Here is a 13,195-nt window from a genome sequence, read left to right as displayed (position 1 = left end):
CTGACCACCAGATGGGCAAGACCGTCCCCGGGCGGTCCCAACTCCTTCTTGGGGTGGTCTGAACGGCCTTGACGGGATCCGTACGCCCCTCGCGGGGGCGGCGATAGCCGGTCGGGCTCGGCGCCTGGGCGCCGGGGGCATGATGGACGTCATGGAGACCCTCGGTGGCTGAGCGCCCGTACATCTTGCTGTCGGTCGCGATGTCGATCGACGGCTTCATCGACGACGCCTCCGGCGAACCGCTCGCGCTGTCCAACGCGGCCGACTTCGATCGTGTCGACGAGGTGCGGGCCGGGTGCGACGCCATCCTGGTCGGCGCGGGCACCGTCCGCGCGGACGACCCCCGGCTTCTGGTCCGCTCGGCGGACCGCCGTGCGGAGCGCGTGCGGCGCGGGCTCGGCGAGACCCCGCTCAAGGTCACGTTGACCGGCGGCGGTGACCTCGATCCCGGCTCCCGATTCTTCTCCCTGGGCGACGTCGAGAAGATCGTGTACGCGGCGGCCCCATGCGTTGACAGGGCTCGCAAGTGCCTCTCCGACGTGGCCACCGTGGTCGACGCCGGGGACCCCTTCGACCTCCCCGGCATCCTCGCCGACCTCTCCGCGCGTGGCGTACGGAGGCTCATGGTCGAGGGCGGCGGCGCCGTCCACACGCTCTTCCTCAGCTCGGGGCTCGTCGACGAGCTTCACCTCGTGGTCGCCCCGTTCTTCGTCGGCGACGCCTCCGCTCCCCGCTTCGTCGGCGACGGGCCCTTCCCGTACGGCCCGGCCAACCCGATGCGCCTCGCCGAGGCCCGCCCGATCGGCGACGTGGTGCTCCTGCGCTATCTTCCCCCGGCCTCCGGCGAGCCTGAGGAGTCCCATGACCGAGGTGTTTCATGACTGAGGTTCATGCTGACGTGGACCGGCGGTGGCTGGACAGGACCGTCGAGCTCTCGCGCCTGTGTCCCGCCTCGGCCACCGCGTTCGCCGTGGGGGCCGTCGTCGTGGACGCCGAGGGCCAGGTCATCGCCACCGGGTACTCCCGGGAGGGCGACCCCCACGACCACGCCGAAGAGGCGGCCCTGGCCAAGATCTCCCGCGACGACCCCCGGCTCGCCTCGGCGACGATCTACAGCTCCCTCGAACCCTGCACCACGCGGGCGTCACGCCCTCGCAGCTGCACCGAGCTGATCCTCGCCGCCGGCATCCGCCGCGCCGTGTTCGCGTGGCGCGAGCCGGACCTCTTCGTCGACTGCACCGGCGTGGAGACGCTGCGCGAGGCGGGCGTCGAGGTCATCGAGATCGCCGCCCTGGCCTCCCGGGTACTCGAGGTCAACGCGCACCTGTTCGACACGTAGGCCGGGAAGCGTCTTGTGCGCTGGTTGCCTGGTCAAGGCTGTCTTCGACGCCCGTTAAGCTGCTTGGCGCGCCATTCGCGGCGTGACAGGTGCTCTAGCAGGTACTCAGTGCTCAGCAGGTATTCAGAGGGAGAAGTTCACGATGTACAAGGAATTCGCAGTCGAGGCCGTGATGTGGCTGATCCCGGTCGTCGTGCTGCTCGGCATCGCCTGGCTGGTCACCGCCACGGCCTGACGCCTCACGGCCCGAAGACTTCCGAAGACGGCGCGCATCCATGAACGCGTGCCGTCTTCGCCATTCTCTCGACCTTCACCGATGCCCTAGAGCGCCGGCGAGCGACTCGTTTTCGCGGCGGCGAGCCACTCCACGCGGGGCGGCGAGCGACTCGTTTTCGCGGCGGGCGGCGCCCGGCCTAGTGTGAGGATTGCCGTGCGGGTAGAAACGGTGGCGCGCAGCTCTGCGCACCTCACGCGACGAGAATGTACGCACCGCGTACGCAGGGAGATCTCGATGAACCGCTTGAAGGACGCGACGAGCCCTTACCTGCTCCAGCATGCCGATAATCCGGTCGAATGGTTCGAATGGGGCGAGGAGGCCTTCGCGGAGGCCCGCAGGAGGGACGTGCCGCTGCTCGTCTCGATCGGCTACTCCGCCTGCCACTGGTGCCACGTGATGGCCCACGAGTCCTTCGAGCATGCGGGGACGGCCCAGATGATGAACGAGCGGTTCGTCAACGTGAAGGTCGACCGCGAGGAGCGTCCCGACGTGGACGCCGTCTACATGAACGCCACCACGGCCATGACGGGCCACGGCGGCTGGCCGATGACCGTGTTCACCACGCCCGAGGGTCACCCGTTCTACACCGGCACATACTTCCCCCGGCAGCGGTTCCAGCGGCTCCTGGCCGGTGTCTCCCAGGCGTGGACCGAGGACCGCGAGGCGGTGCTCTCCCAAGGGTTCAAGGTGGTGGAGGCGCTCAGCCAGGGCTCCGCGCCGGCGGGAGGGCTCCTGCCGACCGCCGAGACGACCGAGCGGGCCGTGCGCGATCTCGCCCGTACCTTCGACCCCGTCCGTGGAGGCTTCGGCGGGGCGCCGAAGTTCCCGCCGTCGATGGTCCTTGAGTTCCTGCTGAGGCACGGCACCCGGGAGGCCATGGAGATGGCCGAGAAGACCCTCGGCGCCATGGCCCGCGGCGGCATGTACGACCAGCTCGGCGGGGGCTTCGCCCGCTACAGCGTGGACGCCGCCTGGGTGGTGCCCCACTTCGAGAAGATGCTCTACGACAACGCCCTGCTCCTACGGGTCTACGCCCACTGGTGGCGGACCACCGGGGCTCCCCTGGCCAGGCGCGTGACCCTGGAGACCGCCGACTGGCTGCTCCGCGAGATGCGCACCCCCGAGGGCGGCTTCGCCTCCGCGCTCGACGCCGACAGCGAGGGCGTGGAGGGCAAGTTCTACGTCTGGACGCCCTCGGAGCTGCGCGAGGTGCTCGGCGAGGAGCGCGGCGCCTGGGCCGCGTCGCTGTTCGAGGTGACGGCCGCGGGCACCTTCGAGCACGGCGCCTCGGTGCTCCAGTTGCTCACCGACCCCTCCGACCGCGCGCTGTCCGACGACGTGCGCGCGGAGCTGCTCACCGCCCGCTCGTCCCGCGTACGCCCCGGCAGGGACGACAAGGTGGTGGCCGCCTGGAACGGGCTCGCCATCGCGGCTCTCGCCGAGGCGGGCGCCCTGTTCGACCGCCGCGACCTCGTCGACGCGGCGCGTACGGCCGCCGAGCTGCTGGCCGACGTCCACCTCCAGGGCTGCCGGCTGGCACGCACCTCGCGCGACGGCCGGGCCGGGTCCAACGCCGGGGTGCTGGAGGATTACGCGGACGTCGCCGAAGGGTTCCTCACCCTGTACGGGGTCACCGGGGAGTCCCGGTGGTTCGAGCTCGCGGGCGCCCTGCTCGACACGGTGCTCGAACGGTTCCCGGACGGGTCAGGAGGGTTCTTCGACACCGCCGACGACGGCGAACGGCTGTTCCAGCGGCCCCAGGATCCCACCGACAACGCCACGCCGTCCGGGCAGTTCGCGGCGGCGGGCGCACTGCTGTCGTACGGCGCCCTGACCGGGTCGGAGCGCCACCGGGAGGCGGCCGAGGCGGCGATCGGCACTGTGTCGGTGCTCGCCGACAAGCACGCCAGATTCGCCGGCTGGGGCCTCGCGGTCGCCGAGGCCGCGCTGGCCGGGCCTGTGGAGGTCGCGATCACCGGCCCTCTGGACGACCCGCGCACCACCGCCCTGCACCGCGCCGCCCTGATGGCCGGCGCCCCCGGGACAGTGATCGCCCTCGGCGACGGAAACGTCCCACTGATGGAGGGCCGAGGTTTGGTGAACGGCCAACCCGCCGCTTACGTCTGCCGCCGGTTCACCTGCCAGGCCCCCGTAACCTCCCCCGCGGCCCTGACAAGGGAACTCCGTACCTCGATCACTCGCTGAGCCCGCCGGCTTCGCCTGCCGGCAGTGTCCTCCTCCTGGCCCCGTGGTCTGTGGTGATCGCTTACGCTCGCGCGGGTCGGATGGGCGATCTCCGCCCGGCTGGGGCCTTTGTCTTGTTACCGTCTTGCCCCGATCGGGCTATGTGTGTACGGGGGTCGGCGAGGCGCGGGTGAGCCTTCGTGGACGCCCCGCAGTACGTACTTCTTTCTCATCCCCCGGTGACGAAACGGGGTGGGCGGCGGCATGACTCCGTCCTAACGGCCCGGACCAAGGTGATCTAGTTCGAATACCACCAATTCCGACAATTGATTTCCTTGTGACAATCGTGATTTGTTTTCTTATTTCACACATTTTTTCTGTGGTGGGAATCGGGTTGCGAGTGACTCTGGAATATGAAAACATTCGTACAGGCTTTCGAATTCATGGGGAGTGATGGCGGGTGGCGGATGTCTCCAGGCTCGGCCGCTCGCACCCGTGGCCGAGCTCGGCGGGCGAAGCGATGCTTGGCCCCGAGTGGTGGGAGGCGGTGGTGGCGCGTTCCTCGGGTTGGTCCAGCGATGGCTCCGCCGCACACGACCTTCACGCGCTGCACGACCTTCATGCGCTGCACGACCTTCACGCGCGAGAAGCAGCCGAGCAGGATCACCTCCACGCCGAAGATTCAGGCGATGCGGCCGAACCCGATGGCAGGGATCCGTACACCAGCGACCGGAAAGATCTTGACTGGCACGACCGCGAGCATGACCGCGAGCATGACCGCGAGCACGAGCATGACCGGCAGGGTGAGTGCGAGCACGACCGCGACCACGGCCCGCGCGGCAGCGGCCGGGAGCCGTATGACCCGGGCCTGGGTAACTCAGAGCTGGGTGGCCTGCGGGACGGCTCTACCGGTGCCGATGACCACGGGGATACCGATGATCAGGCCGACGGTCGCGATGGCGGCCGAGCGTCGTGGGTGTTCGTGGGGCGGGTACGGGAGGCCGCCGAGGCCTTGGCGGTGGCGCCGGTGCCGGAGTCACCGGCGATCTGTGCTGCTGAGGTGGAAGATCTGGCGGTGGCGCGCGATCGGCTGATCTCGGCGATCGCGGCCCGGGTGGGTCGAGTGCACGCGGCGGGTGAGGCCCGGAGCTTGGGGCACGCCTCGACCAAGACGTGGCTGCGTTCGGCGTGCGGGATGAGCATGTCCGGTGCCGGGCAGTTGGTCGGGTTGGCGGTGGAGTTGGCGCGCCTGCCGGTCGTGCGGGCCCGGTTCGCCGCAGGAACCCTCGCCGAGGGCATGGTGTCGGTGATCTGCACGGCCACCGCGCATCTGACCGACGACCAGGCGCAGGTGGCCGAGCCGATTCTGCTCGGTCTGGCTGATGAGGCGAGTCCTGCCGAGGTGGCCAAGGCGGGACGTTACCTGCGTGAAGTGCTCGTCCCCGACGGAACCGCCGACGAGGCCGAAGCCGATTACGCGGCCCGGTTCCTGTTGGTACGTCCGAGTGCTTCGGGTGGGATGGAGGGGGAGTTCCGGCTGCCGCGCGAGGCCGCCGCCCGGCTCAAGACCCTTTTGGACGCCTACGCCAGACCCCGGGCCGAGGGCGATGATCGCCCGCTCAGGGTACGCAACGCTGATGCTTTCATCGCCCTTTTGGAACAGCAGACCGCCACCGAGCTCCTGGTCCTCGTCAACGCCGCATCCCTACCCGATGACCACCCCAACCCCGCGTCCACCCGCCACGCCAACCCCGTGTCCACCGATCATTTCAACCCCACAGGTAGAGACAACCAGCCGGCGAAATCCACAGCATCCACACGCAGACCAGCAGGACCCCCGGGCCATACGGAACCGGCCGGAGCAGCCGAACGGCCCCTGCCCGCCGGAGCAGCCGAGCCGCCCGAGCCCACCCAACCCACCGGAGCAACCCAACCCACCGAACCCACCGAACCCACCGAACCCACCGAACCCACCGAACCCACCGAACCCACCGAACCCACCGAACCACCCGAACCGCTCAGGCCTACCGAACGCGGGTGCGGCCGGTGTGGGCAGCGGGCTGATCGCGGGCTTCCAGCCCTGCTGCCGGCGACCGGACAGTTGCTGCCCGTGGGTGATGTGCACCGCCTGGCGCGTACGTCCGCGTTGGTGCGGATCGTGATGGATGCCGAGGGTCAGGTGCTGGATATGGGGCGGCGGGTGCGGCTTGCCACTCCTGCCCAGCGGCGAGCGGTGATCGCCCGGTACGCGACCTGCTGGGTGGACGGGTGTCCTTTGCCGGCCACCATGTGCCAGATCGACCACGCCGACGGGTGGGCCCAGGGCGGGCCTACCGACCTGACCAACCTCGGTCCGGCCTGCCAGTTCCACAACCGCGACCGCTACCGCCACCCCGGCCGCTACCAGCGCCACCGCACCGGAAAAGACCGGTGGACCTACACCTACACCGGCCCCCCTCCGCCCAGACCCCGCGCGCCCGCACATGAAAGCCCCGTCACCACCAGACATGACCGAACATCAACACGCGTAGCGGAAGGCAACGAACCGGGTGGGCGGCGAACGGACCACCACCCGCGGCGGTGACGCATGGGAGAAGGACGTTTGTCTCAGCCCGGTGGAGGTGGGGTTTCGAGAGGTTGGGTGTCGGGAGGCGGAGGGGCGTTGCCGTCTGGGTTGGTGTTCGGGTTGGTGTTCGGGTTCGGGTTCGGGTTCGGGTTGGGGTCGGGGTTGCCAGTGGGGCCGGGGTTCGACGTGGGCGGGGTGTCGGACTGGCGTGGGTCCGGGTTCGCGGGAGGCTGGTCGCCCCGAGGCGTCCCATTGTTCCTGTTGCCCCAGCCGTTGCCGTTCCCGTTGCCGCCCCACCCGTTGCCGTTGAAGCCGCCGTTCCAGTCGTTGTAGTACGGGTCGTACGACGTGGAGCCTGGGAAGTCCTTGACCGGCCTGCCCGACATCGCCTCCGACATGAACGCCCGCCAGACCTGCGCGGGCAGGGAGCCGCCGAACAGCGCCCCGTACCCGGGGACGCTCACGGTCTTGTTGTCGTCGCGGAACATGTTCACGGCGGTCGAGAGCTGCGGGGTGTACCCCACGAACCAGACGGAGCTGGAGGAGTCGCTGGTGCCGGTCTTGCCCGCCACGGGGCGGTCGTACAACCGGGCGGCCGTGCCGGTGCCGCCCTCCACCACCTGCTCCATGGCGTACGTCGCGTCCGCGGCCGTACGCTCGCTGAACGCGCGGACGCCCACCACGGTGAACTTTCTGATGGTGCCCTTGGCGTCGGTCACCGAGCGGATGACATGCGCTTCCCTGTGAACGCCGTTGGCGGCGAACGTACCGAATCCCGAGGCCTGCTGGACGGCGCTGACCGACGCGGTGCCGAGCGGGAAGGTCGGGTAGTCCTTCTGCTTGGCGATCTGTTCGGCCGGGATGCCCGCGGCCTCGGCGGCCTTGGCGACCTTCTTCAGCCCGACCTTCTGCGCGAGGTCGACGAAGGCGGTGTTCACCGAGTTGCGGGTCGCCTCGACCAGGTCAATGGAGGAGCCGTACGAGGTGCCGCCGGAGTTGGGGATCGGGTCTTTCGCCGAGGCGACCCGTATCGGCGAGTTGCCGTTGACCCGCGTGTTCAGGTCGAGCCCGCTCTCCAGCGCGGCGGCCAGCGTGTACGGCTTGAACGTGGACCCGGCCTGGACCTTCGCCGAGAACGCGTTGTCGTACTGGTTCTCCGTGTAGTCCTTGCCGCCGTAGAAGGCGACGACCTCACCGGTCTCCGGGTCGACGGCGGCGAGGCCGGTGCGCACCTTGCCGGACGTGTCCGGGGGCAGGGTCTCCTCGACCGCACGCTCGGCGATGGCCATGAGCCCCTTGTCGAACGTCGTTGTGATCTTGAGTCCGGCCTGGTAGATGTCCTCGTCGCTGTAGCCGTGGCGGTTCAGCTCCGCCCGCACCTGGGCCAGGATGTAGCCCTTCTGGCCGCTGACCGAGAGCGGGTTCTTCTGCTTGGCCAGCTTGGGGAAGGTCAGCGTCGCGGCCTCCGACGGGTCGAGGGTGCGCGTCTGCACCATGGCGGAGACCACGGCCTGCCAGCGGGCCTTGGCGGCGTCGAGGTCGGCGCCCTTGGGCGAGGCGAAGCGCGACGGCTGCTGGATCACGGCCGCGAGGTAGGCGCCCTGCGAAACGGTCAGCTTGCTGACGTCCTTGCTGAAGTACGCCTGCGCGGCGGCCTGGATGCCGTGGGCGCCCCGGCCGAAGTAGATCGTGTTGAGGTACTGCTCAAGCACCCAGGACTTGGACTTGGAGCGATCCACCTTCAACGAGATCATGATCTCTTTGAACTTGCGCGTGGCCGACCGTTCCTGGCTGAGCCCGCTGTAGTAGTTGCGCACCAACTGCTGCGTGATCGTCGAACCGCCCTGGACCTGGTTGCCGGTGACGGTCGACCACATGGCTCGGGCCGTACCCGGCAAAGACACGCCCTGGTCCTGGTAGAACGTGCGGTTCTCGATGGAGATGACCGCATCGCGCACTGCCTTGGGCACTTTTTCGAGCGGGACGTTCTTGCGGTTCACGCCCTGACGCGCCAGCACCGTCTTGCCGTCGCGGTAGTAGATGAGCGAGCCCTGCGCGGTCGCGAGCTTCTGGGTGGTGTCGGGGATCGGCGTGAGAACCCACACGACGGCCACCATCGCGGCGATGCCGAGAACGGCGATGCCACCGGCGATGAGGAATCGGCGGAGAAGACGACGCCTCGACCGGCGCTTCTTCCCTTCGTCCCGCACGGCTCAACCCCCGATCTACTGCTCAGCAAACCCCCGTAAGCTGGGCGGATCGTCCACAGTAAACGATAGATACCGGTGCTGCGCTCGTCGAGTGATCCCACGATCTCCGCATGGCACAGGCTCGCAGATTTCCAGGTCCGGGTATGGGACATGCTCGCGGCTTCCCTGATCTGCGTACGGGACAGACCTGCCGATTGCCACGTCTTCGTACAAACACGTCTTCGTACAAAACCGCTAGCGGTCGCGGTGACGCGGAGTGCCGGCGACAAGGGGCAGCACCCGGTAGGCGACGGGGGTGTCCAGCGCGATCACCGACGACGTGCGCACCACCCCCTCGACGTCCACGATCAGGTCGATGACCCGTTGGAGGTCGGCGTTGCTCCGCGCGACCACCCGGCACAGCATGTCACCACCCCCGGTGATCGTGTGGACCTCCAGCACCTCCGGGATGGCCGCGAGCAGGTTCGCGACCGGCTCATGGCCGCTGACCTGCCGAATCTGCAGCGTCACGAACGCGGTCACCTGGTATCCCAGCGCGGCGGGGTCGACGTCGGGACCGAACCCGGTGATCACACCGCTCTCCACGAGCCGGTCGAGCCTCGCCTGGACCGTGCCCCGCGCCACGCTCAGCCGCCGGGACGCCTCAAGGACCCCCACGCGCGGCTCGGAGGCGAGAAGAGAGATGAGCCGTACGTCCAGCTCGTCAATCGTCATGCTGTACAGGATTACCCCTGGTGACCCAGGATCGCTAGTCAATCTGCCTACCTGTTTGGGTAACACTTGCACATATAGGCCACATCATCTGAGAGTGACCTCATGAGTGATGTATTTCCCGTACACGGCATGGATTCGGTGGTCTTCGCGGTAGGCAACGCCAAGCAGGCGGCGCACTACTACTCCTCGGCCTTCGGGATGCGCCTGGTCGCGTACAAGGGGCCCGAGACGGGAAGCCGGGACGAGGTGGCCTACGTGCTGACCTCGGGAAGCGCGCGCTTCGAGCTGCGCGGCTCGGTACGGCCGGGCACCGAGATCGCCCGCCACGTCGCGGAGCACGGCGACGGCGTGATCGACCTCGCCCTCGACGTGCCGGACGTGGAGGGCGCCTACGCGCACGCCGTCGCGGCGGGCGCCCGGGGGCTGACGGAGCCATACACGATGGAGGACGAGCAGGGCAAGGTCGTCATCGCGGCGATCGCCACGTACGGCGAGACGCGGCACACGCTCGTCGACCGGTCGAACTACAGCGGCACCTATCTGCCCGGCTACGTGCCGGCCCGGCCGCTGGTCGAGCCCCCGGCCAAGAGGTACTTCCAGGCCGTGGACCACTGCGTGGGCAACGTCGAGCTCGGCAAGATGGACGAGTGGGTGGAGTTCTACAAGCGGGTGATGGGCTTCACCAACATGGCGGAGTTCATCGGCGACGACATCGCCACCGAGTACTCCGCGCTGATGTCGAAGGTCGTCGCGAACGGCACGCGCAAGGTGAAGTTCCCGCTCAACGAGCCGGCGATCAGCCGCAAGAAGTCGCAGATCGACGAGTATCTGGAGTTCTACGGCGGCCCCGGCGTCCAGCACATCGCGCTCGCCACGAACGACATCATCCGGACCGTCGAACAGATGCGCGCGGCCGGCGTCGAGTTCCTGGACACGCCCGACTCCTACTACGACGACCCGGCGCTCCGCGCGAGGATCGGCGAGGTGCGCGCGCCCATCGAGGAGCTGAAGAGGCAGCGCATCCTCGTCGACCGCGACGAGGACGGCTACCTGCTGCAGATCTTCACCAAGCCCGTGCAGGACCGTCCGACGGTGTTCTTCGAGTTCATCGAGCGCCACGGCTCGCTCGGCTTCGGCAAGGGCAACTTCAAGGCCCTGTTCGAGGCGATCGAGCGGGAGCAGGACCGGCGCGGCAACCTCTGATCGTTTGCCCGCGACCCCGTTTGCTGTGAGGACATCCTGGTGATCACATAGGCATGCGATCACCAGGATCCGCGCCGCTCGGGGGGCGGTGGAGGCGCCTGTTCGCCGGCATCCTCGACGGCCTGATCGTGGGACTGATCACCTCGCCCTTCTCCACCACGGTGGCCGAGCGGATGCCCGACGGGACCTTCGAGGTGGTACATGCGAACCACGGCGCCGTCGTCGCGATCGTCTGGTTCCTGTACTACTGGCTGCTGACGGCGTTCTGGCGCGGCCAGACCGTGGGCAAGAAGCTGTTCGGGCTGCGGGTCGTACGCGACCCTGCCCAGGAGCCGGTCACGCCGGGGCAGGCTGCGGTCCGCGAGGCCGTGTACGGGATCCTCGGCGTGGTGTGCTGCCTCGGACTGGTGGACATCGCGTGGATCCTGTTTGACGGAAAGAAGCAGGCTTTGCACGACAAAGCCGCCGGGACCATTGTCGTAGATGCCTGATGACCTGGGCTTTCTCCCGTAGGCTGCATGACATGCAGCTGAAGGGGCCCAAGCGGCTGACCACCGCCATGCTGTCCGCCACCGTGCTCGGACTGAACGCCTGCACCGCGTCGAGCGGGGCGACGACGCAGAGCCCCGCGCCCGACGCCGGCAGCGCGCAGTCCGCCGAGTCCGAGGTCGGCACGCCCGGTGCGGCGGGTATCGGCGATCCCGACTTCCCCATGGACGGCAACGGGGGGTACGACGTCGGCCACTACACGCTGAAGCTGACCTACGACCCGCCGACCAAGCACCTTTCGGGCACGGCGAGCATCAGGGCGAAGGCCGTCCAGAACCTTTCACGGTTCGACCTCGACCTGCACGGGCTCACCGTGCGCAGGGTGAGCGTCGACGGCAAGGACGCGAAGTTCGCGAGGGAAGGCGACGAGCTCACCATCACCCCCGCCGCCGTGATCACCAAGGGCGCAGAGTTCGACGTCGCCGTCGACTACGCCGGCAGGCCCGACCCCGTCCGCAACTCCTCCAACCTCGGCACCTACGGCTTCATCCCCACCAAGGACGGCGCGTTCGTCACCAGCGAGCCCAACGGCGCCAAGACCTGGTTCCCGTGCAACGACCATCCGTCCGACAAGGCGACGTACGACTTCGACATCACCGTCCCCGCAGGGACCACGGTCATCGCCAACGGCGAGTTGCGCGGCGACCCGGTCACCTCCGGCGGCACCTCGACCTTCGCCTGGCGCGAAGGCCACCCGATGGCGACCTACCTCGCGACGATCACGCTTGGCAAGTTCGACGTCAAGACCGGCACCTCGCCCGGTGGCATCCCGATGTACGCGGCGACCGACCCGGCGTTCCGGCACGACCTCGACTTCCTGTACTCCACCTCCGCCAAGGTGACCGACTACTGGTCGAAGGTGTTCGGGCCGTACCCCTTCAACTCCACGGGCGGCGTGATCGACGACTTCTCCACCGGGTACGCCCTGGAGAACCAGACCAAGCCGATGTACGGAGGGTTCGAGCCGGACGAGAGCATCATCGCCCACGAGCTCGCCCACCAGTGGTTCGGCGACAGTGTGAGCATCACCCGCTGGAAGGACCTGTGGCTCAACGAGGGCTTCGCGACGTACGCCGAGTGGCTCTGGACCGAGCACAACGGCGGCCTCACCGCCGAGAAGACCTTCCAGGACCACTACTCGGCCAAGGGCGCCTCCCTGTGGAAGTACCCGCCCGGCGTGGCCCAGCGGCAGGACCTGTTCAACACCTCGGTCTACCTCCGGGGCGCCATGACGCTGCACGTCCTGCGCAAGCGCATCGGGGACGAGACGTTCTTCACCCTCCTGCGCACGTGGACCGACCAGCACAAGTACGGCGGCGCCACCACCGACGAGTTCGTACGGCTCGCCGAGAAGCTCTCGGGCAAGCAGCTCGGCGACCTGTTCGACGCCTGGCTCTACAGGCCGCAGCGCCCCGCGCTCAGCTGAAGATGAGCTTGTAGCCGTACCGGCGCAGGCCCGTGAGGACCTCGTCGCAGTGCACGGGCCCCTTGGTCTCCAGGTGCATCAGCACCTCCGCCTCGTCGAGGTGGAGCCGGGGGTCCATGCGCTCGTGGCCCACGTCGAGCACGTTCGCCCCGAGGTCGGCCAGGCGGCTGAGAAGCGTCGCGAGCGCACCCGGCCGGTCGGGGAGCCGGATGCGGAAGGCCAGGTAACGACCCGCCACCGACAGGCCGTGCCGCAGCACCTTCGACAGCAGCAGCGGATCGATGTTGCCCCCCGAGAGCACCACGACCACGGGCGGCTCGAAGGCGTGCGGCCAGTCGAGCAGCGCGGCGACCCCGGCCACGCCCGCGGGCTCCACGACCATCTTGGTGCGCTCCAGGCAGAGCAGCAGTGCCCGCGACAGCGTCTCCTCGGAGACCGTGACCACGCTGTCGACCAGGTAGTGGATCATCTCGAAGGTGATGTCGCCTGGGCGGCCGACCGCGATGCCGTCGGCCATGGTCGACACGGGCTCCACCACGACCGGGTGCCCCGCGGCGAGCGACGCGGGGTAGGCGGCGGCCCGCTCGGCCTGCACGCCCACGATGCGGACGCCCGGCCGCATGGACTTCACGGCGAGGGCGACCCCCGCCGCGGCCGGTTGTCGTGGAGGACGAGAATGGTCAGGTGGGTGAGGTCGCCGAGCGATTCCGGCACCGTGTCCAGGCCG

At 68.7% G+C, this 13,195-nt stretch carries 10 protein-coding genes; 7 read left to right on the top strand and 3 right to left on the bottom strand.

Annotated elements, in window-relative coordinates:
• Positions 1-164: 164 nt before the first annotated feature.
• The 4 genes from AB0B89_RS00740 (at position 165) to AB0B89_RS00725 (ending at position 6,384) form a co-directional block, all read left to right on the top strand.
• Positions 165-881 (top strand): dihydrofolate reductase family protein, encoded by a 717-nt coding sequence (locus AB0B89_RS00740; RefSeq protein WP_358546070.1) that lies wholly within the window; start codon positions 165-167, stop codon positions 879-881.
• Positions 878-1,339: a deaminase gene (locus tag AB0B89_RS00735; RefSeq protein WP_358546067.1), complete on the top strand. Its 462-nt coding sequence runs from the start codon at positions 878-880 to the stop codon at positions 1,337-1,339. Before AB0B89_RS00740 ends, AB0B89_RS00735 begins: the two co-directional genes overlap by 4 nt.
• Before the next feature lie 511 nt (positions 1,340-1,850).
• Positions 1,851-3,821: a thioredoxin domain-containing protein gene (locus tag AB0B89_RS00730; RefSeq protein WP_358546064.1), complete on the top strand. Its 1,971-nt coding sequence runs from the start codon at positions 1,851-1,853 to the stop codon at positions 3,819-3,821.
• A 439-nt stretch (positions 3,822-4,260) separates the two neighbouring features.
• Positions 4,261-6,384: a DUF222 domain-containing protein gene (locus AB0B89_RS00725; RefSeq protein WP_358546061.1), complete on the top strand. Its 2,124-nt coding sequence runs from the start codon at positions 4,261-4,263 to the stop codon at positions 6,382-6,384.
• A 23-nt stretch (positions 6,385-6,407) separates the two neighbouring features.
• On the opposite strand, the gene AB0B89_RS00720 is transcribed toward AB0B89_RS00725, so the two are convergent.
• The gene (locus AB0B89_RS00720; protein WP_358546059.1) at positions 6,408-8,576 is read right to left on the bottom strand and encodes a transglycosylase domain-containing protein; all 2,169 of its coding nucleotides are present in this window, start codon (positions 8,574-8,576) and stop codon (positions 6,408-6,410) included.
• Between the two features lie 234 nt (positions 8,577-8,810).
• Positions 8,811-9,290, bottom strand: coding sequence for an Lrp/AsnC family transcriptional regulator (locus AB0B89_RS00715; protein WP_358546057.1), 480 nt, complete (start codon positions 9,288-9,290; stop codon positions 8,811-8,813).
• 102 nt (positions 9,291-9,392) lie between these two features.
• Between AB0B89_RS00715 and hppD the strand changes: the two genes are divergently transcribed.
• The 3 genes from hppD to AB0B89_RS00700 are packed head-to-tail and all read left to right on the top strand — an operon-like array spanning position 9,393 to position 12,468.
• Positions 9,393-10,493 carry a 4-hydroxyphenylpyruvate dioxygenase gene (hppD, locus tag AB0B89_RS00710; protein WP_358546055.1) on the top strand — a complete coding sequence of 367 codons (1,101 nt, stop codon included), beginning with the start codon at positions 9,393-9,395 and terminating at the stop codon, positions 10,491-10,493.
• Between the two features lie 53 nt (positions 10,494-10,546).
• Complete coding sequence (locus tag AB0B89_RS00705) at positions 10,547-10,984, top strand: RDD family protein (RefSeq protein ID WP_358546053.1); 438 nt, start codon at positions 10,547-10,549, stop codon at positions 10,982-10,984.
• A 32-nt stretch (positions 10,985-11,016) separates the two neighbouring features.
• Positions 11,017-12,468 (top strand): M1 family metallopeptidase, encoded by a 1,452-nt coding sequence (locus AB0B89_RS00700; RefSeq protein WP_358546050.1) that lies wholly within the window; start codon positions 11,017-11,019, stop codon positions 12,466-12,468.
• Here the strand turns inward: AB0B89_RS00700 and AB0B89_RS00695 are convergent.
• The gene (locus tag AB0B89_RS00695) at positions 12,461-13,174 is read right to left on the bottom strand and encodes a pyridoxal-phosphate dependent enzyme (RefSeq protein WP_358546270.1); all 714 of its coding nucleotides are present in this window, start codon (positions 13,172-13,174) and stop codon (positions 12,461-12,463) included. The genes AB0B89_RS00700 and AB0B89_RS00695 overlap by 8 nt on opposite strands.
• Positions 13,175-13,195 lie beyond the last annotated feature (21 nt).

This window comes from Sphaerisporangium sp. NPDC049002, from assembly GCF_040649355.1.
In the GTDB taxonomy this organism is placed as follows: Bacteria; Actinomycetota; Actinomycetes; order Streptosporangiales; family Streptosporangiaceae; genus Sphaerisporangium.
The sequence above is the reverse complement of the archived record's forward strand: the minus strand, read 5'-3'. Positions and strand labels throughout refer to the sequence as shown.